Source organism: Kocuria sp. CPCC 205297 (assembly GCF_040981035.1).
Lineage (GTDB): Bacteria > Actinomycetota > Actinomycetes > Actinomycetales > Micrococcaceae > Kocuria > Kocuria marina.
In genome coordinates this window covers 84,837-109,406 of the sequence record NZ_JAVKPY010000002.1, presented here as the reverse complement: position 1 = coordinate 109,406, position 24,570 = coordinate 84,837, and the positions used below count along the sequence as shown (strand labels likewise).

Below are 24,570 nucleotides of genomic sequence, written 5' to 3'. Positions count from 1 at the left end.
TCATGACTGACGTCCTGGTCATCGGCACCGGGGTCGCCGGTCTCAGCGCGGCCTTGTCCGCGGCGGAGGCCGGTGCCCGCGTCACCGTGGTCACCAAGGCCGCACTCACCCACACCGCGACCGATCGCGCCCAAGGTGGGATGGCCGCGATGACCGGCTCCCTCCCCGGCGGAAACCCAGCGGATTCGGTACGGCTGCACGTCCAGGACACCCTGGTGGCCGGTGCGGGCTTGTGTGATCCGCTGGTGGTGCACGGGGTCGTCCGGGACTCCGCCGCGGCTGTTCGCGACCTCACAGACCACGGCGTCGCCTTCGACCACGTGGCCGGCCCCGACTCCCCGTGGGTGCAGGGCCTGGAGGCTGCGCACAGCATCTCGCGCATCCTGCATGCCGGGGGCGACGCCACGGGGCACGCGATCCAGGAGGCTCTGTCCGCTCGGGCACGCGAGATGGCCCGCGGGGGACATATCCGTCTGCGCGAATACACCCTGGTCACGGACGTCATCGTGGTCGGTGACCGGGTCGTGGGCTGCACCGTCCGCCCGGTTCTCCACGGCGGAGAGCTGGGCGACGAGGAGTTCCTCCCCGCGGACCACGTGGTGCTCGCCACGGGTGGCGCGGGTCAGCTGTATCCGTGGACGACCAATCCCCAGGTGGCCACCGGGGACGGCATCGCACTGGCCCTGCGCGCCGGTGCCCAGGTGCGTGACCTGGAGTTCTTCCAGTTCCACCCCACCGCAATGGCCGCTCCGGGTTCGTTCCTGATCTCCGAGGCGGTCCGCGGTGAGGGAGCGGTACTGCGCGATCAGCACGGCCACCGCTTCATGACCGATGTGGACCCCCGCGCGGAACTCGCTCCCCGGGACGTGGTGGCGCGCGCGGTCTTCGCGGCGCGCACGGCATCCGACGACGGCGCCGCATACCTGGACTGCTCCACGATCCCCGTCCCGCCCGGGCTGACCCGCGCCGAGTTCCTGGCCCGCCGGTTCCCGTCCATCCACGCCGAACTCACGAGGCGAGGCATCGACTGGTCCACCGAGTGGGTCCCCGTGAGCCCCGCCGCGCACTACCTCATGGGTGGCATCGCCACCGATGCGCTGGGCCGCACCACTGTTCCCGGACTGTGGGCCGCCGGGGAATGTGCCCGCACCGGCATGCACGGGGCCAACCGCCTGGCCTCGAATTCCCTGCTGGAAGCCACGGTCCTCGGCCGCAGTATCGGCGAACTGCTCGCCGGTCCGGGGGAACCCGCGGACGCGTCGCCCGTGGCCCTCTGCAACGAACCGGAGCCGCGCGTGCTCGATGAGGCAACGGCCCACGTCCAGCCCCGCCTGGCAGACCGAAACGACCCGCTGCTCAGCACCAGGCCGTATTCCACGGGAAGGGCACCGTCCTCGACGGACTCGGCCGGCACCGAACCGTTCTCCCGCGCTGGCCTGCAGCAAGCCATGTGGCAGGGCGCCGGGGTGTTCCGCACCGCCGAGGGCCTCAAACGGGCGAAGGCGCGGCTGGAAGGCTGGCTCGCGGCGTCGTCGTCGGACGAGGAGGATACGGCGGCGGCCCCTGGAACCCTGGCTGAAGCGGAGGACCGGAACCTCCTGACCGTGGGGCACGCGCTCGTATGCGCCTCGTTGGCTCGCACCGAATCCCGCGGAGCCCATCAGCGCGTGGACCATCCGGCCACCGACCCCCGCCTGGCCACGAGCACCGCATGGATTGCCTCCGGATCCGCAGCACCCACCCCCGAAAGGACAGACCATGCTGACTCGCTCAGCCGTTGAAGTCGTGATGCGTGCGAGCCTGGCCGAGGATGCGCCGTGGGGTGACATCACCTCCGAGCTCGTGATCCCTGCCGCGGCGACCGCCACCACCACGATCACCTCGCGGGAAGCAGGAATTTTTGCGGGAGAAGAGATCATCCGGACCGGCTTCGCCACGGCGGACTCGGGCCTGGAGGTCACGCTCCACGTATGCGATGGTGACCCGCTGACCCCCGGAACCGCCATCGCGACCATCACCGGCCCGGCGCGACCACTGCTGAGCGCCGAACGCACCGTGCTGAACCTCGTGCAGCGGATGTCCGGGATCGCGACGCTCACCGCCCGGTACGTGGCCGAGGTCGAGAAGGCCGTGGCAGAGGTGGAACGCGCCAACAACCTGCCCGCCGGGACCATCACGCGCACCCGCGTGACCGACACCCGCAAGACCACCCCCGGACTACGAGCGTTGGAGAAGCACGCGGTGACGTGCGGCGGCGGCAACAATCATCGATTCGGCCTCTCGGACGCCGTGATGCTCAAGGACAACCACCTGGCCGTGCTCACCGCGGACGGTACCTCCGTGACCCACGCGCTGCGCGAACTGCGCAAGAAGCTGCCGCACACCACGCACGTTGAGGTGGAGGTGGACCGGCTCGATCAGATCGAGGACGTCCTGGCCGGCGGGGTGGACACCATCATGCTGGACAACTTCGCCCACTCGGACCTGATCAGCGGCGTGGCCGTGGTGGACGGTCGCGCCATCGTGGAGGCATCCGGTGGCATCACGCTGGAGACCATCGGCAGGGTGGCCTCCACCGGCGTGGATGTCATCTCCGTGGGCGCGCTCACCCATTCGGTGCGCGCATTGGACCTGGGTCTGGACGTGGCCGTGGACTAGCCCTTGTTCACGAGCGTCAGCAGCACCACGGAGTCCTCGGGCGCGTGCAGAGAGTGACGCTGCTGCGGGATCACGGCGTACTGGGCAGGACCGAGCTGCACGGATTCGTCGCCGGCGACGAGCTCCACCCGGCCCGTGATCACCTGGATCGTGGCCTCGCCCGGGTTCTCGTGTTCCTTGAGGTCCTGGCCCTCGGCCAGCGCGATCATGGTCTGCTGCAGCGTGTGCTCGCGGCCGCCGTTGAGGTGGTGGGCGGAACGCCCGCTGGACGCCTCGCGCGCCTCGGTGAGCATGTCCTGGGCAATGGTGGTCAGCGTGTTTTCTTCCATGGTTCATCTTTACAGTCCGGCTCATCGCCCGTCACGGGCACGACATGTCCGTCATCACGAGAGGTCACATCATGATCTACCTGGATCACGCGGCGACCACCGCCCCGCGCCGCGAAGTGCTCGAGGCCATGTGGCCGTGGTTGACCGGCGGGTTCGGTAACGCGTCCAGTCATCACGAGCGCGGCCAGCGCGCCGCCCGCGCCCTCGAGGACGCCCGCCAGCGCGTTGCCGCGGTCCTCGGGGCCCGCCCGGGTGAGATCATCTTCACCTCCGGCGGTACCGAGGCGGACAACCTGGCGGTCAAGGGCATCGCCCTGGCCCGCCGGGAGCGGCAGCCTTCGCGTCACCGCGTGCTGGTCAGCGCCATCGAGCACGACGCCGTCCTGGAATCCGCCCGCGCACTCGCCCGGCACGACGGTTTCGAGACGCTCGAACTGCCCGTCGATCCCTCCGGTGCGCTCTCCCCCGACACCTTCCGCGCCGCCCTCGTGTCCGACGACGCCGCTCGCACCCTCCCCGACCGTGCCGCCCCTTCCCGCGGCGTCGCCTCCCATGCCCCTCCCGGGAGCAGCAGCGCCTCCGATCCGACCACCGTGGCCGTGGCGTCGGTGATGCTCGCCAACAACGAGGTGGGGACCGTCCAGGACATCCGCGCCCTGGCGGAGATCGCGGCGGAGTACGGGGTTCCACTGCACACGGACGCCGTGCAAGCGACCGGCACTCTGCCGCTGAACGTCGAAGACCTGGGAGTGGCCGCGCTGACGCTGGCGGGACACAAGATCGGCACGCCGCCAGGGATCGGCCTGCTGTGGCTCAAGCGCGGCACCCCGCTGCGCCCGCTGCTGAACGGCGGCGGTCACGAGCGCGGGCGCCGTTCAGGAACCTCCACCGTGGCCGGCGCCGTGAGCCTGGCGGTGGCGCTGGAGCTGGCCGAGCGAGAACGGGTGGCCTACGCGGCCCGCTCGACAGCCCTGCGTGACCGACTGATCTCGGGCATCTTGAACTCCGTACCAGACGCAATCCTGACCGGCCAGGATCCTCGGAACGTTGTGGGCGGCCTCGGCAATGGCGGTGCCACCCCGGCCACTCCGGACGGCCCGGCTGCGTCCGCGGAACCGGCCGTTTCCGTCGACCCGCCAGCCTCGATCACCTCCGACGGCCTCATCCCGCCGGCCGGCCGTGCGACAGCAACCATCGGAGCGACGTCGGGACGGAACGGGATCACGCGACTACCGACCAATGCGTCCTTCTGCTTCCCGGGCGTCAATGGCGAAACCGTCCTGGTGGACCTCCAGAACCGGGGGGTGCTCGTGTCCTCGGGCTCGGCGTGCGCGGCCGGTTCCAGCGAGCCCTCCCACGTGCTCACGGCCCTGGGGATCCCCGCGGAGCTCGCCACCACGTCGGTGCGGTTCAGCCTGGGCCGCGAGACGACCGAGGCCCACGTGGACAGCGCCGTCCGCGCCACCGCGCAAGTGATTGCCCACCTCCGCGGCGAGCACGCACTTTGACCGGTGTTCCCACCCGCGGCCACACCGATGTCGGCGTGACGCAGGGCCGCTCGTGGTGAGTTCACGCTCCGCGCGACGCCCCGAGGGGGCGGGACGCTACGGCGTCACCTCGTACGGCGGCTTCTCACCGCGGGCCATGGCCACGGCGTTCTCCGCGGCCTTGCGAGCCATCCCCGCCCGTGAGCTCACTTCTGCGGAGCCCACGTGCGGCAGCAAGAACGCGTTGGGCAGATCGGCCAGCCCGTCCGCGAGCTCGGGTTCGTTCTCGAACACGTCCAGACCGGCCGCGAAGATCTCCCCATCCCGCAGCGCCGAAACCAATGCATTTTCATCAACCACGGGGCCGCGGGCGGTGTTCACGAGCACCGCGGTGGACTTCATCCGCCGCAACACGTCCGCGTCGACCAGGTGCGTGGTGTCCTCGGTGAGCGGGACGTGCAGCGAGAGGTAGTCACTCGTCTCGACCAGTTCGTCCCACGGCACCTGGCGCACCCGCCCGGCCAGGTCGTCCAGCTCGTCGTCGGAGACCGCGCGGTCCTCGGGCGGGCGCTGCGTGAAGATCACCGTCATGTCGAAACCCAGTGCCCTGCGGGCCACGGCCTTGCCGATCCTGCCCATGCCCGCAATCCCCAGGGTGGCCCCGGTGACGTCCTGACCAACCAGCAGTTTGGGTCCGATCCCCGTGAACTTCCCGTCCCGCAGGTACTCGGCGGCCTCGTGGGCACGCCGCGCGGCGCCGAGCAGGAGCAACATGGCGGTGTTGGCGGTCGCGTCATTGAGGACGTCCGGAGTGTTTCCCACGGCGATCCCGTGTTCGGCGGCCGCCGCGACGTCGATGTTGTTGTACCCCACCGCGTAGTTCGCGATCCCCCGGATCCGCGCCTCGCTCAGCAGCTCTGAGTTGAACCGGTCGGAGACCTGCGAGACCACCACGTCGTACTCGCCACCGGTCACTGCCTCGCGCAGTTCGTCCGCGCTCATCCCGTCCCGGATCTCGACGTCGCCCGCGTCCTCCAGGATGGACGGCCCCGGTTCGGGGATCTCACGGGTGACCAGGAAACGCGGTGTCTTCATGAACTCTCCTCGGGTACGACACGCACCGACTCATGCGGCACGGACCGGGCGGGCGGGCTTGGGAGGTGGGGAGCGGCGTCGGCGGCGGCCGCCCGGAGGAACACGAAACCCCGCGCGGCCACGAGAACTGCCGTGCGGGGTTCCGAGGCACCCCGTGGGGTGCGGACTTCACATTCGGATCAGATGAGGGACTTGGCGCCGCCGCGAGCCTTCTCGAAGCGCTCGGCCACGTCCGCCCAGTTGACGATGTTCCAGAACGCCTTGACGTAGTCGGCCTTCACGTTCTGGTAGTCCAGGTAGAAGGCGTGCTCCCACATGTCCAGCTGCAGCAGCGGGATGGTGGCCACGGGCACACCGTTCTGCTGGTCGTACATTTGCTCAATCACCAGGTTGCCGGCGATGGGCTCGTACGCCAGGATGGCCCAGCCGGAGCCCTGGATGGTGGTGGCCACCGCGGTGAACTGGTCGCGGAAGGCGTCGAAGGAACCGAAGAAGTTGTCGATCGCCGCGGCGAGCTCACCCTCGGGCTTGTCGCCACCCTCCGGGGAGAGGTTCTTCCAGAAGATGGAGTGGTTAATGTGGCCGCCCAGGTTGAACTGGAGGTCCTTGGAGAGCTTGGCGGCACCGGCGGCGTCGCCGTTGGCGCGGGCCTCCTCCATCTTCTCGAGCGCGGTGTTGGCACCGGTCACGTAGGTGTTGTGGTGCTTGTCGTGGTGCAGCTGCATGATCTGGGCCGAGATGTGCGGCTCGAGCGCTGCGTAGTCGTAGGGAAGATCGGGGAGAGTGAACTTTTCAGCCACGGTGAATCATCCTTCCTTTGCGGGTGCGTGATGCTTCAACTGTCCGTCGCTGCGGTTCGGCGGGTCAAGGACGTTCAGCCACTAGCGTATGTTTCACGGAGCCCGTCATCTTCCGTCACAACCGGTGCGTTGCCGCCCGGGCCGTGACCTATCCTCGGGCCCATGTCCACCCTTGATACCGCCCTGGAGGTCACCGCGACCGCGACCGGTTCCGGCGGCGCCACCGCGAGCGCCCACACGCCGTCGGCGGCCCGAACCGGCGAGGGCGACCCTGCGGGCCTCGAGATCGCGCGCGCGCAGGCTGTGCACGCGCAGGGCATCGTGAACCTGCGGGACCGTCTGGCGCGGTGGTTGCAGGGCCGGGGCATCGACCAGTGGCGCGAGGGCGAGTTCGACCCCGCCGAGGTGCGCCGCGAAATCGACCGCGGCGAGTGGTGGGTCATGGAATCCCCGGTGCAGCCCGGCCTGATCCTGGCGAGCACCCGTGTGATCTGGGCGGATCCTGAGATCTGGGGCGAGCAGCCGGAGCCCGCCGGTTACACCCACGGGGTCGCGGTGGACCGCTCGCTCGCGGGCACCGGCACGGGTGCCCGTCTGATCCGCACCGCAGAACGGGTGATCGTCGAGTCCGGACGGAGCGTCTCCCGCCTGGACTGCGATGACGACAACCCGGTGCTCAAGCGTTTCTACACAGGTCTGGGCTACACGCCCCGCGGTGCCGTGGATTTCGCCGTCCCCCGGTTGGATTACCGGGTCACGGTCATGCGCATGGAGCGCCGCCTCAGCCCGTAATCCGGTGCCCACGCGCGCCGCGGGACGCCCCCCCCTTGGTCCCGGTGGCGTCCGCGCAGCTCTCAGTAGTAAGCGCGTTTCGAGCGGTTCACGCGCGTTGCGCGCGACGCCGCCCCGTGGCCTTGTGGTGCGTTCCCGCGTGCCTGCCGTGGGCAGCAGCCCGCACGCCGTGGCCGGTGCCGCGAGAGGGATGCTCGGTCGACGACGTCGCCAGCTCCCCCGGCTGCCCCGCGGCCAGATCCCGCCGCATCCGTTCCAGCCCCTGGGCAAGTCGGCGATGGGCCATCATCCGGGCCCACGGGCGCTTCCACCACAACCCCCCGCGCAGTCGGAAATCCGCGCGCAGCTGGACGGTCACCCCCGAGCTCGTGGGCTGCCACGCGTACTCCATGATCACGTCCGCGAACCCCTTGGTGGTGCGCAGCATGAGCGATTCACCGGGCACGCGGTCCGCGACGATCATGACGTAGTCGAACGTGAACGGCCCCACCGGGGCGTCGAACTCGATTGCCGAGCCCACGTGCAGTTGATTGTCCAGGGACGTGGGCCACGTGACGTGGATCCCGAACCATCGGCCCATCCCCCTGGGCCTGCCCAGGGCCAGATCGAACTCCTGGGCGGTGACCGCCACGTCCTGCTCCACGAGTAGCGAGAATCCGTGGTCGGTGGAATCGACCTCGGAGATGCGAACAGACATGTTTCCCCCTTGGTGCGTGCTTCCCCCCATGGCGTTCGTCCCACCGAACACCAACTACACGCGAGTAACTTACGACGCTCAGTCTGATGCAAAGACGACAAGCCGTCACTCCGCCGGGGGAAGTGTGACGCGTCCACAAGAGGTGGAGAAAAGTTATCCACAGGGGTGGAAAAGTCTGTGCACAATTCGAACACAGTTTCGACGCACACACCCTGGGCGGGCGCGGTAACGGCAGGAAATGACGCATGACCAGGGTAAATACCGAACAAGCATCTGGCCAACCGGGTCGAATGACAGTCATGTGACTTATCCACTCCTGTGGAGAAGCGTTGTGGATAACGCTCACTGTCCGCTTATCTGCGTTGAGTTACCCCCTTTTAGGGGGCAGTTATGTGACGCTGTGATTTCCGCGGTGTCAGGAGGTGGGAATCACGCGCAGCCACCGAAAACCGTGAGCCTCCACCAGGATCCCCCCGCGCAGGTCCACCCGCTCGTTCTCGTGCAGCATGGTCGCCGAGGGCAGGAAACCGCTCAGCGTCTCACCCGTGACGAACTGGGGCCAGTCGCTGAAGTTCGCCAGGCACAGCACCACGCTGTGCTCGCCGGGACGCTGATAGCCCAGGACATGGCGGTTGTGCGTGATGAACGGGATGAGCGCGGTGCCCTCGAACTCCGGGGTGGCACGGCGCACCGAGATCATCCCCCGGATCCCGCCGAAGATCCGCCCCTGCACTGAGAACAGGTCGTGGCGGCGTTCGTAGTCGTCGCGGGGGTAGCGCGGGCGATGGACCCAGCGGGCGTCGTCCGCGGCGTCCGGGTTTTCGTCCCAATGGACGTCGTTGCGCTGACCCACCTCGTCACCCAGGTAAAGCAGGGGGACTCCGCCGGTGCTCATGGCCAGCGAATGCGCCAGCAGGATCCGGTCCACGGCCGGACCCGGCTCGGTCTCCAGACCCAACAGGGACGCGGTGGTGCCGCAGATCCGGCAATCGCCCGTGCGGGGGTTGCCCTGGAACGCCACGCCGTGCGCGAAGCTACCGGGGTGGCGCCCGGTGTAGAAGGCGTTAAGGAAGCGACGGTGGTCGTGGCCATCGACACCCAGGCGAGCGGCGTCGTCGTCGGAGAACGTCCACCCGATGTCGTCATGGCCGCGCACGTAGTTGACCCACGCGGTGCCCGCTGGCGTCTCGTGACGTTCGGTGAGCGCGGCGGAGAGCAGGGAGACATCCCGGGTGGCCATGGCCTCCCATGTGAGGGCCATCTGCAGGGGGTTGTAGGACAGCGCACACTGGTCCGGGTGGACGTAGCGGATGACCTCGTCCGGGTGGACGATCGCCTCCGACTTGAACTCCACGGCCGGGGCGGCCAGGGCCGTCACGGCGTTGAACGCGCGCAGCAGATCGTGGACCTGTGGCTGGGACTCGCACGAGGTGCCGAGTTGCTTCCAGATGAACGCCACGGCGTCCAGGCGCAGCACCTGGGCCCCCTGGTTGGCCAGGAACAGCATTTCCGCGGCCATGGCGTGGAAGACGTGTGGGTTGGAGTAGTTGAGGTCCCACTGGAAGCGGTGGAACGTGGTCCATACCCACCGGGGATCCGGGTCGTAGGGGCTCGCGTCCCGTCCCGCCGGCGTGCTGTCCACGCGCGTGAACACCCCGGGGTGGTCGTCCGGGAAGATCTCCCGCGCGGTGCGCTCGAACTCGTCCGGCACGGTGCGCTCCGAGTACATCCAGTAGAAGCGTTCGTAGAACGGGTCCCCGGCGGCCGCGGCCCGGGCCCACTCATGCTCGTTGGAGGTGTGGTTGAACACGAAGTCCAGCACCAGGGCGATCCCCTGGGCCCGCAGTTCGGCCGCCAGGTCCGCGAGCTCCGCCATGGTCCCCAGCTCCGGGTCCACCCGGCGGTAGGAGGACACCGCGTACCCCCCCGTCCGAGTTGCCGGCGGGGCTCTCGTAGAGGGGCATGAGGTGCAGGTAGGTCAGCCCGAGTTCTTCGAAGTACGGGATCTTCTCCCGGATCCCCGCGAGGTCCCCGCCGTAGCGGTCCACGTAACACACCCCGCCCACGGCCTCCCGGGACGTGAACCACGGCAGTTGGTCCTCGCGGCGGCGGTCCAGGTCCTTGAGGTCCCGGGGGCGCTGCACATAGGCCTCCCACGCGGTGAGGACGGCGCGGGTCACGGTGTCCCAGATACCGAGCCCGGGTCCGTAGACCGCGTGCAAGGAGGTGATCAGACGGTCCAGCTGACGGCTGAGCCGACCAAGGAAGACGGTGCGTTCCTCGGGGGTCGCGCGCGTATCCAGCGCGAGATGCTCCCGCACCGATTCGAGTACGTGTTCGCGATCGGTGGTGTCCCGGGGGATCGAGGGTTCGGACAGCACGGGAATGCCTCCTCGGTTGACGCACGTCACGTGCGTGGGGAGTCATGGTGCCCGGGATCCCCCTTGATGCCGAGCTCGGATCGACCGCCTCCGCGTTCCCGCGGGCCGGTTTCGTCCAGGATACGGGCGCGGTTGCACTCGGCGCTCAGGTGACGTCCGCGTGACTCGTCCCCGCGCCCCGTATTCACCCCACAGGTTGTGCACAGAGTTATCCACAAGTGTGGAAACCATGGCGCGTTCCCGGGTGAGCCACGTGGGGCGATACCTCTGAAACCCCAGGTCAGAGCGATATGACGCGAATCGCCAGCGGGTGTGGACAAGCCTGTGCAGAACCGCGCACACGGCCGTGGAGAACGCGCTCGGCCGGACGCGGATGAACGGAACATGACGAACGCCCGGTGCTTCCCCATGCGGGGAGCACCGGGCGCTCCCACCCCGTGGGGTGGATTCCGGACGTCACCAGGTGACCCTGACGGCGGTTCGTCGGCCGACGTCGCTGCGGGTGTCGCGGATCAGGAGGCCTTCTCGTACCCGTGGTCGGAGAGCCACTGCTTGGCGGCCTCCGCGGGGTTCTGCTGCTGGTCCCCGCTAACCTTGCGGTTGAGGTCGATCAGGTCCTGGGTGGTCAGCTTGGTGGAGAACTCGTTCAGCGCGTCCACCGCGTTCTGCGGCAAGCGGTCCGGGGCGGTGAGCGGGAGCACCTGCTGGGCGATGAAGTTGTTCTTGGGGTCCTCGAGCACCGTGAGGTGCTGGTCCTGGATGGCCGGGGTGGTGGTGAAGATGTCCGCCACCTGGGCGTCGTCCTGGGTCAGGGCCTGCACGGTGAGGGGGCCGCCGCCGTCGTTGATGGGCTGGAAGGATTTGAAGGAGCAGTCGTACTTCTGCTTCAACCCGTCCACGCCGTAGGCGCGTTCCTGGAACTCCGGCGGGCCAGCCATGATCAGGTCCCCGCACACCGAGGAGAGGTCCTCGATGGACGTCAGACCGTACTTCTCCGCGGTGGCCTGTGTGACCACCAGGGCGTCCTTGTTCTCCGCGCGGGAGGGGTCGAGCACCGAGAGCTGCTGGCCCTCCAACGCGGAAGGCAGTGCCTTCATGATGTCCTCGGCGGAGGCCGCGGTGGCGTCCTTGTCCGCGAAGAGCAACAGGTTCCCGGAGTAGTCCGGGACCACGTCCACGGAACCGTCCTTGACGGCACCCACGTAGGCCTCGCGCGCGCCGATGCCCGGCTTGGTCTCCACCGTGACGCCCGCGTCCCGCAGCACCCCGGCGTAGAGCTCGGCGATGACCTGCGACTCGGGGAAATCCGCAGAGCCCACGGTGACGGCGTCCGAGGAGCCGCCTGAGGCGGCGTCGCCCGAGTTCTCCGCGAGCGGGTCGGAACCGCCGCCACACGCGGTGAGGGCGAACACGGCCGTGGCGGTCATGGCCGCCCACGCGGCGGGGCGGAGGGCGCGGCGCGCAGCGCGCGTGCGCTGCGTAGAGGGGGACGGTGTCATGGTCGATCTCCTGCCAGTCTGAGGCCCGGCGACGTCACCAGGCGTTGTACGAGAGTGAGTACTGCATCCGCGGCCAGTGCGAGCACGGCCACGAGTACCACGGACGCGAGCATGCGCGCGTAGTCGCGCACCGCGAGCCCGTCGATCAGATAGCGGCCCAGACCGCCCAGGTTGATGTACGCCACGATGGTCACGGTCGCGAGCACCTGCAACGCGGCGTTACGGATCCCGCCCAGGATCACCGGCAGCGCCACGGGGATCTCCACGCGCGTGAGTACCTGACCCTCGGTCATGCCCATGGAACGAGCGGCGTCCACGAGCGCCGGGGAGACCGCGGCGACCCCCGAGTACGTGCCCGAAAGGATGGGCGGGATGGCCAGCAGCACGAGCGCCAGGATGGGGGGCATGAGCCCCAGCCCCATGAGCAGCGTGAACAGGCTCAGCAGACCCAGGGTGGGCAGCGAGCGCAATGCGCCGGCCAGGCCCACGATCACGCCGCCGCCGCGGCGTGTGTGGCCCACCCACAGGCCCAGGGGCACGGCGATCGCGAGCGCGATCCCCATGGTCAGCACGCTGTAGCCCACGTGTTCGAGCAAACGCTGCGGGATCCCGGTGGCTCCGCTCCAGTTGGCGGGGTCGGTCAGGAACTGCGCGGCTTCCGAGAACAGGTTCACGCGCAATCACCCCGGGCTTCCACCGCGGCGACGGCGCCCGCGCCGCCGGGCGCACCGGCCACGGAATCGCGGCCCTCGGGGCCCCCGCCCCCGGGTCGGTCGACTCGGCCGTTAGCGCTGTCGTGCCGCGCCGCGCCGGCACGACGCCGCTCGCGCGCCGTCGTGGTCCCCGTACGCTGCCAGCGGGTCAGGACATGGCCGAGTAGACGCAAGAGCTGATCCAGCACGATCGCGATCAGCACGGTGGCCACGATGCCCACCACGATCTCCGAGACGATTGAGCGGCGCAGCCCGTCCGTGAACAGGGTGCCCAGGGACTGGATGCCGATCACGGCGCCCACGGAGACCATGGAGATGTTGGAGACCGTGGCCACGCGCAGCCCCGCGATCATCACGGGCACCGCCAGCGGCAGTTCCACCCCGAAGAAGCGGCGCACGGGTTTGTACCCCAGCGAGGTGGCGGCCTGGAGGACATCTCGGTCCAGGGACTCGAACGCGTCCACGCACGAGCGCACCAGGATTGCGATCACGTACAGGGTCAGCGCCACAATCACGTTGACCACGGACGTGATACCCGTGCCCAGGATCAGCGGCAGGACCACGAACAGGGTCAGCGAGGGGATCGTGTACAGCAGTGACGAGCCCGTGACGAACACCGGGCGCAACCAGCGTCTGCTCGTGGCCAACCGCGCAAGCGGGACGCTGACCAGCAGGCCCACGACCACGGGCACGATGGACTGGATCAGATGCGCGCCGGCGAGGTCCAGGACCGTGGACCAGTTGTTCGACAGCCAGTTCACGAGCGTTCCGACCTGTCGTAGCGCGCCGAGCGCTGCTCTTCGATCGTACGCATCACGTCTTCGCCGGGCACTACGCCCGCCACGGAGCCGTCGCGGTGCACGGCCACGGCCTGCCCGGACGGGGAGGACAGGGCGGCGTCGAGCGCGGTGCGCAACGACCCGCCGTCGTGCCACAGGGTCCCTCCCACACGCAGTTCCTCGCGCGCGGCCGGTTCTCCGGACGCCGTCACGGGCAGCCAGCCCAGCGGGTGGCGGCGCTCGTCCACCGCGAGCACCCAGTCCGACGGCGACACCGCCCCCGCCGCCTGCCACGGCGCGGGGTCCTCGCTGCCGGGGCCCACCAGGAAGCGCTCGCCGGTGTCCACGACCAGGACCGTGACGGGCTGCAGTGCCACGGAGGCGTTGTCGAAGCTCAGCGAACGGAACCCGCGGTCACGGCCGATGAAGTCCGCGACGAAGTCGTCCGCGGGGGCTCGCAGCAGTTCCTCCGGGGTCGCGTACTGCGCGAGCCTGCCCCCGCGCGCGAACACGGCCACGCGGTTGCCCAGCAGGATCGCCTCGTCGATGTCGTGGGTCACGAAGATGATGGTGCGGTGCAACCGCTTCTGCAGGTCCAACAATTCGCTCTGCAGGTCCTGGCGCACCACGGGGTCCACGGCGGAGAACGGTTCGTCCATGAGCAGGATGGGCGGATCCGAGGCCAGCGCACGTGCCACGCCCACGCGTTGTTGCTGACCTCCGGACAACTGCGCCGGGTACCGGGTGGCCACGGACTCGTCCAATCCCACCGAGCCCAGCAACTGCCGGGCGTGCGCGCGGGACTCCCGTTTGGACACCCCGTTCAGCCGGGGGACCGTGGCGATGTTGTCCTCCACGGTCTTGTGGGGCAGCAGACCCGATTGCTGCATCACGTACCCCATGGAGCGGCGCAGCTTGGCGGCCGGGATGCTCGCGACGTCCTGACCGTTGACCTCCACCGTCCCCGAGGAGGGCTCCACCATGCGGTTGAGCATCCGCAGGGACGTGGTCTTGCCGCAGCCGGATGGGCCCACGAACACCGTGAGGGAACCCGCGGGAACGTCCAGGTCCAAGTTATCCACCGCGGCCGTACCGTCCGAATAGACTTTGCTCACCCCGCGGTAGCGGATCGCCAGATCGGTCATGGGGCCGTATCCCTTCGTAGCCGTGGTTTCATCCTAACGGCGCAAAACCATCGGTGAGCGGACCATTTCCAGATTCGTGACGGTTCACCCGGTGGAGCCGCGTGGTGTTCCCCCCTGCGTCCTCGGTCAGGAACTCCTCCGGGATCCGGTCCGCCCCGGCCACGTCCGCGAGGATCCGGCGGTCGATGGGAACCCCCCGGCGCAGCACACTGATCCCGCCCCCGGGTTCGTGCAGCACGCACGCCACCTCGCGGTAGGAGCGCACCCCCGCCCGACGCAGTGCCCCGTTGAGTTCGGAATGCGTGATGTGGGCGCGACGCAGGGCGTGCTCGTCCACGCGGTCACCGATCATGAGCAGGCGGGCGGGTGAATTGAACACGCGCTGCCACCGAGCCCGCGTGCCCAGGTGGCCGAACACCACTTCCAGCAAGAACAGGGTGCCCAGTCCCAGCACACCGCTCATGAGTGTCGGCGGGTGCCCCAGGATCACGCGCCCCGCCACGGCACCCAGCATCACAGTGATCACCACGTCGAACGTGGACATGGCCGTGAGCACCCGCTGGCCGAAGATCCGCACAAAGACGAGGAATGCCACGTAGATCCCCACCGCGGAGAGCACCACCACGATCGCATGGGCGGACGTGATCCCCAGTTCGGCACCCAGACCCTCCCAGGACGGCATGCCTCAGCCCCGGCCCGTGCCGCGTTCCAGCGACGCCGACGACGCCGGCCCGGCGCCTTCCTTGGGCCGGGCGGCGTCATCGAGCTGGGTAGCGGCGTCGTCATTGCGGCCCGCCGCGAACTGCGTGGCGTGCAGCTCCGCGTAGCGGCCAGCGCGTGCGAGCAGTTCCTCGTGGGAACCGCGCTCCACGATTCGGCCGGCCTCGATCACGAGGATCTGGTCCGCCTGGCGGATCGTGGACAGCCGGTGCGCGATGACCACGGCGGTGCGCCCGGACATCGCCTCGTCGAGTGCCGCCTGCACGTAGGCCTCGTTCGTGGAGTCCAGGGCGGAGGTCGCCTCGTCCAGGATCACCACGCGGGGTTGGGCCAACAGCAAGCGAGCGATCGTGAGGCGCTGGCGCTCGCCACCCGAGAGCCGGTAGCCACGCTCCCCCACCACGGTGTCCAGACCGTCCGGGAGGGATTCGATCACGTGCCGCAACCGAGCGCGCTCCAGGGCGTTCCACAGCTCGGCGTCCGTGACCCCCTCCCGGGCCACACCGAGGTTCGCGCGGATCGTGTCGTGGAACAAGTGCCCGTCCTGCATGACCATTCCCACGGAGCGGCGCAGGGATTCAAAGGTCGTGTCCCGCACGTCTTGGCCGCCGAGCCGGACCGCGCCCGAGTCGACGTCGTACAACCGCGCGACCAACTGCGCGATCGTGGACTTCCCGGCCCCGGAGGACCCCACAAGAGCCACGGTGTGGCCGGGTTCCGCCCGGAAGTCGATGTCGTGCAGGACTTCCTCGCCGCCGCGCGAATCCAGGACGGCCACGTCCTCGAGGGACGCGAGCGAGACCTTGTCCGCAGAGGGGTAGGAGAAGCGCACGTGATCGAACTCCACGGCCACGGGCCCCTCGGGCAGGGCACGCGCCTCGGGGCTCTCGGTGATGAGAGGCTTGATGTCCAGGACCTCGAACACGCGCTCGAAGCTGACCACCGCGCTCATGATGTCCATGTGGGCGTTCGCCAACATGGTCAATGGGGTATACAACCTGGTCAGAAGCATGCCCAGGGCCACGACCGATCCCGCGTCCAGGTGGCCCAGAAGGGCCTGCGCTCCGCCCACGCCGTACACGAGCGCCAGTGCGAGGGCGGAGACCAGGGTCAGGGCGGTGACGAACGTGGTCTGCAACATGGTCGCGCGGATCCCGATTCCCCGGACGTCGTTCGCGCGGGCGGCGAACTCCCGCGATTCCTGTGCGGGATCGCTGTAGAGCTTGACCAGGGTGGCGCCACCGGCGGAGAACCGCTCGGTCATCCGCGTGGACATCTGGGCGTTGTATCGGGCGGAGCGACGCTGCAACGCGGCCAACCGGCCACCCATGGCCCGGGCGGGGATCAGGAAGATGGGCAACAGCAGCAGGGACAGCGCGGTGACCTGCCACGAGATGGTGACCATGACCCCTACGGTCAGCACCAGGGACACCACGTTGGACACCACACCCGACAGGGTCCCGGCGAACGCGCGCTGCGCGCCGATCACGTCCGTGTTCAGCCGGGACACGAGAGCCCCGGTGCGCGTGCGGGTGAAGAAGGCGAGCGGCATGGTCTGCACGTGGTCGTACACGGCGGTGCGCAGATCATAGATGAGCCCTTCACCGATCCGTGAGGACTGCCACCTGTTCAGCAGGGACAGTCCAGCGTCCGTGATGGCTACCGCCGCGATGGCCACCGCGAGCCACACCACCACGGAGACGTCGTGCCCGCCGGTGATCGCATTGACCACCCGCCCGGCCAGTACGGGCGTGACCACACCCAGAACGGCCAGGGCCACCGACACCAGGACGAACGCCAGGATCGCGTGGCGGTGGGGACGCGCGAACGTGATGATGCGTCGCACGGTTTCACCGCTGATCTTGCGGCCCTTGTTCTCCTGCCCCTTCATGGTCCGCCACATGGCCATGTGGGCGCTCTGCATACTCACGCTCGCAATTGTATTCCCGGGTCAGGGAATCACGCGGGGCCGTCCAGCCCCATGGCACCGCGGGTATTGGAGCCGCGGTTGAGGGCGCGGCCGATCTCACTGAGTTGGCCCACCTGCTCGGGAGCCAGTCGGTCGAAGACGATTTCCCGCACATGACGCACGTGGGCCGGAGCAGCCTCACGCAAACGTTCGAGTCCCGCGGGGGTGATCTCCGCGATCACCACGCGGCGGTCATCCTGACGGCCCGCGCGAGTGACCAGCCCGTCTTTCTCCATCCGCGCGACGATTCGCGAGAGCCGGGACTGGGACGTGTTCGTGGCCGTGGCCAGAGCGGACATCTTGTGCCGGTGGTCCGGGGCTTCGGACAGCATGGCGAGCACCAGGTATTCCGCGAGTGACATGTCCTCCTCGCTGCGCAACTGCCCCTCCACGGCACCCGGCAGGCGGAACATGATGGAGACGAGCGCGAGCCACGCTTCCCGCTCGTCCTCTGACAGCCACTTGGTCTCTTCCATACTCACGAGTGTAGTGAGCATATATTGACGTAGCAAATATTTCGGGTATCTAAGGACCTGGGTGACCCCGCCCCACGCCGACCGCTCAGGCACCCAGCGTGCGACGCCGCCCCGCGAGGGCGATGAACACGCCCTGTGCCACGGCCACCCCGACCATCACGAGCAGCGGTGCGGTCCAGGATCCGGAAGCGTCCTTCAACAACCCGATCATCACGGGGCCGAGCGCGGCGAAGAGATACCCCACGCTCTGCGCCATGGAGGACAGGGCCGCAGCCCGGTGGTAGTCCGTGGTGCGCAGCCCGAACAGGGCCATGGCCAGCACGATCGCCCCGCCGGTGCAGAACCCGATGAACAGCGCCCACAACAGGGACAGGGAGGGGACGAACAGCAGACCCAGCAGACCGATCACCGCTGAGGCAGCGAACACCGCACCCAGACCGGACTGCTCCCGGAGCCGGGGGATCATGAACCCGGCGAAGAGAGTCCCCACGAGTCCGCACGCCTGGAACGCGAAGTGGTACCACCCGGCCTGGACCGGGGTAGCGCCGTCGGAGATCTGGATCGTCGGCAGCCACGTGACCATCGTGTAGTAGACGGTGGACTGCAGCCCCATGTACACGGTCACCTGCCAGGCCAGGGCGGAGCCCAGCGGGAGCCGGGCCCGGGAACGTGCAACGGACGCGGTGACGGCCGGGGGAACCGCCGGTGCGGCGTCGTCGTCCGCTCCTGAACCCGGAGTCGGCGAACCAGGCCCCGTCGCATCGGGGGCCGCCGGGCTGGGGGCCGCAGCCCGGGGAGCGGCAGTGCCCGAGCCCACCCGGGAGGCCACCCCCAGGATCCACGGCAGGAAGACGGCCACGCCGATGATCGCCACGGCCACCCAGATCCCGAGCGCGAACCGCCAGCCGGACGGGACGACGTCCGCGATGGGGACCACCACACCGGAGGCGAGCGCCGCGGTCAGCGCCGTGACCGCTTGGTACACACCCGTCATGGGGCCGATCCGGTGCGGCCAGTCACGTTTGATCAGGGACGGGATGAGCACGTTGAGCACCGCGATCGCCGCGCCCAGCAGTCCCGTGCCCACCCAGATCAGCCCGGGCCCGGGAATCGAGCGGACCACGATGCCCGCCGCGAGGACCACGAGGGCGAGACCCAGGACCCGTTCGAGCCGGAATGCCTCCGCGAGTCGCGGCGCGAAGGGGGAGATCACGGCGAACGCCACGACCGGCAGGCTCACGAGCAGCGACGCCTGCGACGCGCTCAATCCCACCTCGTGTTCGATCTGCGGCAGCACCGGGCCCACCGCGGTGATCCCCGCCCGCAGGTTGGCCCCGAGCAGGAGCACGCCGACCAGCAGCAGTCCCGCGCGGGGCGCACGGGCGGACACAGAACGCTCGGGGCGTGGATCGACTGCGGGCACGGGGCCACCTCTCCTGGACGTCCATGCCACCATAATGGGAGGCATGGACTCCCACGACACCTGGCCCGCGCCCGTGAACGTTGACGACCGCGGGTTCGACGCCGCCGCCATGCGTCAGTTGGGCCGCGCACCCGGGTCGGGCGACGCCGCAGGGACCGGTTCCGCGGGTACCGGCACCGGGGCCCCGGGGGCCGATCCCGATCTCTCCGCCAAGCCCACCCTGCGCGAGAAGTGGGCCACGTCCCTTCTGCTGGTGATCCCCCTGGTCTCCGCGCTCGTGGTGGTGCTCAGCGCCATCCGGTACACGGACACCCGCAACGGGTTGTGGCTCGGGGTCATCGCGGTGGTGCTCGTCCTGGCCGCACTGTCCTGGGTGTCCGTGCTGCGGCGCAGCTTCGCGAGGGCCCAGCGCCACCTGTCCGTACGACTGCCGGGGGTGATCGGCCACGGTGTGGGCATCGTACGCGAGCTGGACGTGGAGTCCCCCTTCGACGAGAACGGCGTCTCGGACACCGTGACCGCCCACCTCACCCTGCGCGTGAACCCCACGCAGGGCCCGGCGTTCACCGCCGTGCTGGACGCGGTCTACGTACTGGCTGACGCCGAGAAGCTCACCGTGGGATCGCACGGGCCGGTGCGCTACCTGCGCTCGGATCCGGAGAACACGGTGGGGATCGAAACCCGGTTGCCCGAACTGACGGTGCAGCAGATCTACCGTGCCGCAGCCATGAACTGACCGCGGGGCAGGGTCCCATACCGCGCCGTCGTCATCAGCTCCGGTGCTGCGGAACGACGGCACACTGCCGGGGCAGGGTCATTGGCGGGAACCCTCGTGTGCGTCCCGGACCCACTCCTCGTCCCGGCGCAGGGACGACGAACCCGCGGGAGATGATCCGGCGGGCGGGACCGCCGCGTGCTGCTCGGTGTCCGCCTCGGGCTCCACGACCACCCGGGTGCCGGCACCGCGGGCGCGGGACGAGGAATCGGGAACGTCCGTGACGCTCAGTGTCACCACGTTCAGGGCGATACCCAGGAGGAAGAAGATCCAGGCGGCCACGGCCACCGAGGCCAGGGCGAACAGCAGACCGATGAGTAGGAGACCCACGGACGTGAGGTAAGCGGGGGATTTGACGCGCCGGAAGTTGAACTTCATGTCCCCTATTTGATCATGTTTCCCCCCGCGCCCCGCGCGGGATCCGGCCCCGGCCAGGGACTTCACCGAGAACTTAACGGCTTGTCAGATCCGCGGCGCAGCAGTTCACTGGGAGTAGTTGTCGCAGAAAGGATCCACCAGGATGTCCAAGAACCAAACACTTCAGCTCAACGACGGCCACTCCATCCCGCAGCTCGGCTTCGGCGTGTGGCAGGTGGAGTCCGATGTTGCAGAGGACGTGGTGGCCAAGGCCCTGCAGGTGGGCTTCCGCCACATCGACACCGCCGAGATCTACGGCAACGAGGAGGGCGTGGGTCGCGCGATCGCCAAGAGCGGCATCCCCCGCGAGGAGCTCTTCGTGACCACCAAGCTGTGGAACGACAACCAGGGCCACGACTCCGCCCTCCAGGCCATCGACGCGTCCCTCGAACGCCTCGGCCTGGACTACGTGGACCTCTACCTCATCCACTGGTCGCAGCCGAAAAAGGGCAAGTACCTGGAGACCTGGAAGGCGTTCCAGGAGATCAAGGACTCCGGCAAGGCACGCTCCATCGGCGTCTCCAACTTCACGGAGAAGGCCCTGCAGGACGTCGTGGACACCGGGGTGGTCCCCGCCGTGCACCAGATCGAGCTGCACCCCTCCTTCAACCAGCAGCACATGCGCGAGATGGGTGCCCGCAACGGCATTCTCACAGAGGCGTGGTCCCCGCTGGGCCAGGGCAAGGCGGAGCTGCAGGACGAGACCATCGGTGAGATCGCCCGCGCCCACGACGCCACCCCCGCGCAGGTCATCATCGCGTGGCACCTGGCCCTGGGCAACGTGGTGTTCCCCAAGTCCGTAACCCCGGAGCGCATCCAGCAGAACTGGGACGCCCAGCAGGTCACCCTCACAACGGAGGAGATCGAGGAGATCAACGGCCTCACCCGCGAGGACGGTCGACTGGGCTCGGACCCGGCTGACTTCAACGACTGACCGGGTGACCGCCCACGGCCCAGCCGCCGCCCACCCGAGGTGACGCGGCGCCGTCGGCGCCCCCGTCCGGCGCTCACGCCTGACGCGCTGACCACGCCGTTCGGCGCGGAGCAATGGCCCCGGGACTCTGACAGGAGGACCCGGGGCCGTTCCCGTGGTGCGTCGCAGGCCCGGGCACCCAGCCCCGGGGTGCATCATGGACTGTTATGAGTCAGAACAGCCCGGATGGCAGCCGCGCGCACACCGCGGCGGCCACACCCCAGCCAGCCATCGACCCGCACAACCCTGCGGGCAGGAAAACCTTCTTCGGCCAGCCCGGAATGCTGGCCAACCTCTTCTCGGTGGAGATGTGGGAGCGCTTCTCCTTCTACGGCATGCAGGCCCTGGTCCTGTACTACATGTACTACGCCGTCTCGGACGGCGGTCTGGGCATCGACAAGGGCGTGGCCGCCGGGATCGTGGGTGCCTACGGCGGCACGGTGTACCTGTGCTCCATCCTGGGCGGCTGGATCGCGGACCGACTGCTGGGCTCCGAGCGCACCATGCTCGCCTCGGCGGCGCTCATCATGGCGGGCCACATCGCCCTGGCCCTGATTCCGAGCGTTCTCGGCCTGACCATCGGCCTGCTGTGCATCGCCATGGGTTCCGGTGGCCTCAAGACCACGTGCGTGAACCTCGTGGGAACCCTCTACGACCGTGCGGACCCCCGCCGTGACGCCGGCTTCTCCATTTACTACATGGGCGTGAACATCGGCGGCTTCCTGGGCCCCCTGCTGACCGGCTTCGCCTGGAACACGTGGGGCTTCCACTTCGGCTTCGGCCTGGCCGCCTTCTTCATGGCGATCGGCCTGATCCAGTACGTCCTCACCCGCAAGGGCCTGCCCGCCAGCGTGCACACCGTGGCCAACCCCCTGCCGCGTTCGCAGTACGGCACGTGGATCGGCATCGCCGTGGCCGCCGTCGTGATCATCCTGGTGCTGTTGTTCACGGGCCTCCTCAACCCGGGCAACCTGGCCGACGCCGTGGTCCTCGTGGTGCTGGTGGCGACCATCCTATTGTTCACGATCATGCTGCGGGACAAGGACCTCTCCCCGGAGGAACACTCCCGGGTCCTGGCTTTCATCCCCATGTTCATCGCCACCGCGGCATTCTTCGCCCTGTTCCAGCAGCAGTTCACGGTGCTCGCCATCTACGCGGACACCCGCCTGAAACTGAACTTCCTGGGCTACGAGTTCCCGCCCTCCTGGGTGCAGTCCATCAACCCGGTGTTCATCATCCTGTTCGGCATGGTGTTCGCGGCCATGTGGACCAAGCTCGGTGCGCGTCAGCCCAGCACCCCCGTGAAGTTCGGTGTGGCTCTGCTGGCGATCGGCGTGGCGTTCCTGCTGTTCATCACGCAGGCGAACACTGCCTCCGTCTTCGTGGGGTGGATTGTCCTGGTCCTGTTCTTCGCGACCATGGGTGAGCTGTTCCTCTCCCCCGTGGGGTTGTCCTTGTCCACCAAACTCGCCCCGCGCAAGTTCCCGGTGCAGATGGTGGCCCTGAACAACCTCGCGGTGGCCCTCGGTACCGCCCTGTCCGGTTCCCTCGCGAGCTTCTACTCCCGCGAGAACGAGGTCGGTTACTTCGGCACCATGGGCGCGATCACCATCGTGCTCGGCATCATCATGCTGCTCGCCGCCAAGCCCATCCTGCGGCTCATGCGCGGCATCCGCTGAGATCCCCTTCCGTGGGCGCGCGCCCCGTACCCGCAGCGGCGGGTGCGGGGCGCGTCGTCGTACCGGACGACGACGCCGCCCGCGCCCTTCCCCGGCGCGGCTCGCCGCGCCGGGTCCTCCGGTGCTCCCACCACCCGGACCGCATCCTTTAGGGTTACCTGTACGCATGAGCCGCGGGTCACATCCATGTCATCGGAAACGGGTGCCAGTCAGCGGCTGCACGAGGCCGATCCGCGGAGGAAACCATGAGCGATTCACCAGCGTCGAAGGGTGCCACCCCGGCATCCACGGCGAACAGCCGGACACCGGGCGCATCCGGCGCCGCCGGGACACCCGCATCCTCGGGGGGCGGGCATGAGCTGAAGCGGGTCATGGGTCCGGGACTGTTGCTCCTGTTCATCGTGGGCGACATCCTGGGCACGGGCGTCTACGCGCTGACCGGCAACATCGCCGGTGAGATCGGCGGTGCCGCGTGGGCACCCATTCTCATCGCGTTCGTGGTGGCCACGATCACCGCGTTCTCCTATCTGGAACTCGTGACCAAGTACCCCGGGGCCTCGGGTGCGGCGCTCTACACGCACAAGGCGTTCGGGATCCACTTCCTCACGTTCCTGGTGACGTTCGCCGTGCTCTGCTCGGGACTGACCTCCGCCGCTACGGCATCCAGCACCGTGGCCTCCAATTTCGCCAAGGGTTTCCACCTGGACGTGGGCCCGCTGGGGATCACCATCGTGGCCGTGGCCTTCCTGGCGATCCTCGCGCTGATCAACCTGCGCGGGGTGTCCGAATCGGTCAAGCTCAACGTGGTGCTCACGTGCATCGAACTCACCGGCCTGCTGATCGTGATCCTGGTCGGGTTCTGGGCCGCGGCCCAGGGCAACGCGGACTTCAGCCGCACGGTGATCTTCGAGACCTCCGACGACAAGGGCATGTTCCTGGCCCTGACCGCCGTCACGTCCCTCGCGTTCTTCTCCTTCGTGGGCTTCGAGGACTCGGTCAACATGGTCGAGGAGACCAAGGACCCCACGCGTAACTTCCCGCGCGTGATGCTGCTGGGCCTGTGCCTCACCGGCGTGATCTACGTGCTGGTGTCCGTGTTCACGGTGGCGATCGTGCCCATCGGTGAACTGGGACAGTCCACGACCCCGCTGCTGGAGGTGGTGCGCATCGGCGCCCCCGGGCTGCCGATCGACACCATCTACCCGTTCCTCACCATCTTCGCAGTCGCCAACACCGCGTTGATCAACATGCTCATGGCCTCGCGCCTGCTCTACGGCATGGCACGGCAGGGCGTGATCCCGGGCTTCCTGGGTAAGGTGCTCCCCGGGCGCCGCACCCCCTGGACCGCGATCATCTTCACCACCGTGCTGGGCATAGTGCTCATCATCCTGGTGAACAACGCGATGGGTAAGGGCACCGCCGCGGCACTGGGCGGCACCACGGCGCTGTTGTTGCTCGCGGTGTTCACCGTGGTCAACGTGGCCGCCGTGATCCTGCGCCGCGACCGCTCCCAGGAGGGTCACGACTACTTCCACGCCCCGCGCGTCCTGCCCTACCTGGGCGCCATCACGTGCGCGTTCCTGCTGGGGCCGTGGGCGCAAGACGTCATCGAGTACCAGATCGCGCTCGTCCTGATCGCCCTGGGCCTGGCCCTGTGGTTGCTGAACTTCCTGTACGCCCGCCTGTTCACGGGTCGCCGCACCCGCTTCCAGCACCCCGAGGACCTCGCCAACCTCGAGGACGTGGACCGCTGAGTCCACCCC

At 68.6% G+C, this 24,570-nt stretch carries 21 protein-coding genes and 1 pseudogene; 8 read left to right on the top strand and 14 right to left on the bottom strand.

Annotated features, from left to right (window positions below):
- Window positions 1-2: 2 nt before the first annotated feature.
- Both RF650_RS02125 and nadC read left to right on the top strand, forming a co-directional pair.
- Complete coding sequence (locus RF650_RS02125; RefSeq protein ID WP_368813941.1) at window positions 3-1,781, top strand: L-aspartate oxidase; 1,779 nt, start codon at window positions 3-5, stop codon at window positions 1,779-1,781.
- Entirely contained in the window at window positions 1,759-2,658 is a 900-nt protein-coding gene (gene nadC, locus RF650_RS02120) for a carboxylating nicotinate-nucleotide diphosphorylase (RefSeq protein ID WP_286737422.1), read from the top strand. The genes RF650_RS02125 and nadC overlap by 23 nt, the downstream gene beginning before the upstream one ends.
- On the opposite strand, the gene RF650_RS02115 is transcribed toward nadC, so the two are convergent.
- Window positions 2,655-2,987: a cupin domain-containing protein gene (locus RF650_RS02115; protein WP_131332090.1), complete on the bottom strand. Its 333-nt coding sequence runs from the start codon at window positions 2,985-2,987 to the stop codon at window positions 2,655-2,657. The two genes, nadC and RF650_RS02115, sit on opposite strands and share 4 nt — an antisense overlap.
- Before the next feature lie 44 nt (window positions 2,988-3,031).
- Between RF650_RS02115 and RF650_RS02110 the strand changes: the two genes are divergently transcribed.
- Window positions 3,032-4,495, top strand: coding sequence for a cysteine desulfurase family protein (locus RF650_RS02110; protein ID WP_368813940.1), 1,464 nt, complete (start codon window positions 3,032-3,034; stop codon window positions 4,493-4,495).
- Between the two features lie 96 nt (window positions 4,496-4,591).
- On the opposite strand, the gene RF650_RS02105 is transcribed toward RF650_RS02110, so the two are convergent.
- Together RF650_RS02105 and RF650_RS02100 are read right to left on the bottom strand one after the other, a co-directional pair.
- A complete protein-coding gene (locus RF650_RS02105) occupies window positions 4,592-5,569 on the bottom strand; it encodes a 2-hydroxyacid dehydrogenase (protein ID WP_368813939.1) in 978 nt (325 codons plus the stop codon).
- Between the two features lie 179 nt (window positions 5,570-5,748).
- Window positions 5,749-6,369 (bottom strand): superoxide dismutase, encoded by a 621-nt coding sequence (locus RF650_RS02100; protein ID WP_035962724.1) that lies wholly within the window; start codon window positions 6,367-6,369, stop codon window positions 5,749-5,751.
- A gap of 162 nt (window positions 6,370-6,531) precedes the next feature.
- On the opposite strand from RF650_RS02100, the gene RF650_RS02095 reads away from it, so the two are divergent.
- Complete coding sequence (locus RF650_RS02095) at window positions 6,532-7,161, top strand: GNAT family N-acetyltransferase (protein WP_368813938.1); 630 nt, start codon at window positions 6,532-6,534, stop codon at window positions 7,159-7,161.
- A gap of 88 nt (window positions 7,162-7,249) precedes the next feature.
- Here the strand turns inward: RF650_RS02095 and RF650_RS02090 are convergent, their stop codons facing one another.
- The 10 genes and pseudogenes from RF650_RS02090 to RF650_RS02045 all read right to left on the bottom strand — a co-directional run bounded on the left by RF650_RS02090 (window position 7,250) and on the right by RF650_RS02045 (window position 18,963).
- Window positions 7,250-7,858, bottom strand: coding sequence for a hypothetical protein (locus RF650_RS02090; protein WP_368813937.1), 609 nt, complete (start codon window positions 7,856-7,858; stop codon window positions 7,250-7,252).
- Window positions 7,859-8,273: 415 nt separating this feature from the next.
- Window positions 8,274-10,239, bottom strand: a pseudogene (locus tag RF650_RS02085) (amylosucrase).
- 512 nt (window positions 10,240-10,751) lie between these two features.
- Complete coding sequence (locus tag RF650_RS02080; protein ID WP_368813936.1) at window positions 10,752-11,738, bottom strand: ABC transporter substrate-binding protein; 987 nt, start codon at window positions 11,736-11,738, stop codon at window positions 10,752-10,754.
- Entirely contained in the window at window positions 11,735-12,412 is a 678-nt protein-coding gene (locus RF650_RS02075) for an ABC transporter permease (protein ID WP_368813935.1), read from the bottom strand. Before RF650_RS02075 ends, RF650_RS02080 begins: the two co-directional genes overlap by 4 nt.
- On the bottom strand, window positions 12,409-13,212 hold the full coding sequence (locus RF650_RS02070; RefSeq protein WP_368813934.1) for an ABC transporter permease: 804 nt from the start codon (window positions 13,210-13,212) through the stop codon (window positions 12,409-12,411). The genes RF650_RS02075 and RF650_RS02070 overlap by 4 nt, the downstream gene beginning before the upstream one ends.
- Window positions 13,209-14,375 (bottom strand): ABC transporter ATP-binding protein, encoded by a 1,167-nt coding sequence (locus RF650_RS02065; RefSeq protein WP_368813933.1) that lies wholly within the window; start codon window positions 14,373-14,375, stop codon window positions 13,209-13,211. Before RF650_RS02065 ends, RF650_RS02070 begins: the two co-directional genes overlap by 4 nt.
- Window positions 14,376-14,403: 28 nt before the next feature.
- Window positions 14,404-15,057, bottom strand: a complete 654-nt coding sequence (locus tag RF650_RS02060) for a DUF421 domain-containing protein (RefSeq protein ID WP_165489759.1) — start codon at window positions 15,055-15,057, stop codon at window positions 14,404-14,406.
- 3 nt (window positions 15,058-15,060) lie between these two features.
- A complete protein-coding gene (locus RF650_RS02055; RefSeq protein WP_368814038.1) occupies window positions 15,061-17,004 on the bottom strand; it encodes an ABC transporter ATP-binding protein in 1,944 nt (647 codons plus the stop codon).
- A gap of 50 nt (window positions 17,005-17,054) precedes the next feature.
- On the bottom strand, window positions 17,055-17,540 hold the full coding sequence (locus RF650_RS02050) for a MarR family winged helix-turn-helix transcriptional regulator (protein WP_368813932.1): 486 nt from the start codon (window positions 17,538-17,540) through the stop codon (window positions 17,055-17,057).
- Between the two features lie 85 nt (window positions 17,541-17,625).
- On the bottom strand, window positions 17,626-18,963 hold the full coding sequence (locus RF650_RS02045) for a CynX/NimT family MFS transporter (protein ID WP_368813931.1): 1,338 nt from the start codon (window positions 18,961-18,963) through the stop codon (window positions 17,626-17,628).
- 43 nt (window positions 18,964-19,006) lie between these two features.
- Between RF650_RS02045 and RF650_RS02040 the strand changes: the two genes are divergently transcribed.
- Window positions 19,007-19,699 (top strand): hypothetical protein, encoded by a 693-nt coding sequence (locus RF650_RS02040; protein ID WP_368813930.1) that lies wholly within the window; start codon window positions 19,007-19,009, stop codon window positions 19,697-19,699.
- Window positions 19,700-19,777: 78 nt separating this feature from the next.
- Here RF650_RS02040 and RF650_RS02035 read toward each other — a convergent pair whose 3' ends face one another.
- Window positions 19,778-20,116 (bottom strand): hypothetical protein, encoded by a 339-nt coding sequence (locus RF650_RS02035; RefSeq protein WP_368813929.1) that lies wholly within the window; start codon window positions 20,114-20,116, stop codon window positions 19,778-19,780.
- A 142-nt stretch (window positions 20,117-20,258) separates the two neighbouring features.
- Here RF650_RS02035 and RF650_RS02030 point away from each other — a divergent pair, with 142 nt between their 5' ends.
- From RF650_RS02030 to RF650_RS02020, 3 genes are all read left to right on the top strand, one after another.
- The gene (locus RF650_RS02030; protein ID WP_312919321.1) at window positions 20,259-21,089 is read left to right on the top strand and encodes an aldo/keto reductase; all 831 of its coding nucleotides are present in this window, start codon (window positions 20,259-20,261) and stop codon (window positions 21,087-21,089) included.
- A gap of 206 nt (window positions 21,090-21,295) precedes the next feature.
- A complete protein-coding gene (locus RF650_RS02025) occupies window positions 21,296-22,807 on the top strand; it encodes a peptide MFS transporter (RefSeq protein ID WP_368813928.1) in 1,512 nt (503 codons plus the stop codon).
- 245 nt (window positions 22,808-23,052) lie between these two features.
- Window positions 23,053-24,561, top strand: coding sequence for an APC family permease (locus tag RF650_RS02020; RefSeq protein WP_368813927.1), 1,509 nt, complete (start codon window positions 23,053-23,055; stop codon window positions 24,559-24,561).
- Window positions 24,562-24,570: the final 9 nt, after the last annotated feature.

Coding starts and splice junctions, on each gene's coding strand:
- RF650_RS02125 (WP_368813941.1), top strand. CDS start 3: ATGACTGACGTCCTGGTCATCGGCACCGGGGTCGCCGGTCTCAGCGCG.
- nadC (WP_286737422.1), top strand. CDS start 1,759: ATGCTGACTCGCTCAGCCGTTGAAGTCGTGATGCGTGCGAGCCTGGCC.
- RF650_RS02115 (WP_131332090.1), bottom strand. CDS start 2,987: ATGGAAGAAAACACGCTGACCACCATTGCCCAGGACATGCTCACCGAG.
- RF650_RS02110 (WP_368813940.1), top strand. CDS start 3,032: ATGTCCGTCATCACGAGAGGTCACATCATGATCTACCTGGATCACGCG.
- RF650_RS02105 (WP_368813939.1), bottom strand. CDS start 5,569: ATGAAGACACCGCGTTTCCTGGTCACCCGTGAGATCCCCGAACCGGGG.
- RF650_RS02095 (WP_368813938.1), top strand. CDS start 6,532: ATGTCCACCCTTGATACCGCCCTGGAGGTCACCGCGACCGCGACCGGT.
- RF650_RS02090 (WP_368813937.1), bottom strand. CDS start 7,858: ATGTCTGTTCGCATCTCCGAGGTCGATTCCACCGACCACGGATTCTCG.
- RF650_RS02080 (WP_368813936.1), bottom strand. CDS start 11,738: ATGACACCGTCCCCCTCTACGCAGCGCACGCGCGCTGCGCGCCGCGCC.
- RF650_RS02065 (WP_368813933.1), bottom strand. CDS start 14,375: ATGACCGATCTGGCGATCCGCTACCGCGGGGTGAGCAAAGTCTATTCG.
- RF650_RS02060 (WP_165489759.1), bottom strand. CDS start 15,057: ATGCCGTCCTGGGAGGGTCTGGGTGCCGAACTGGGGATCACGTCCGCC.
- RF650_RS02055 (WP_368814038.1), bottom strand. CDS start 17,004: ATGGCCATGTGGCGGACCATGAAGGGGCAGGAGAACAAGGGCCGCAAG.
- RF650_RS02050 (WP_368813932.1), bottom strand. CDS start 17,540: ATGGAAGAGACCAAGTGGCTGTCAGAGGACGAGCGGGAAGCGTGGCTC.
- RF650_RS02040 (WP_368813930.1), top strand. CDS start 19,007: ATGGACTCCCACGACACCTGGCCCGCGCCCGTGAACGTTGACGACCGC.
- RF650_RS02035 (WP_368813929.1), bottom strand. CDS start 20,116: ATGAAGTTCAACTTCCGGCGCGTCAAATCCCCCGCTTACCTCACGTCC.
- RF650_RS02030 (WP_312919321.1), top strand. CDS start 20,259: ATGTCCAAGAACCAAACACTTCAGCTCAACGACGGCCACTCCATCCCG.
- RF650_RS02025 (WP_368813928.1), top strand. CDS start 21,296: ATGAGTCAGAACAGCCCGGATGGCAGCCGCGCGCACACCGCGGCGGCC.
- RF650_RS02020 (WP_368813927.1), top strand. CDS start 23,053: ATGAGCGATTCACCAGCGTCGAAGGGTGCCACCCCGGCATCCACGGCG.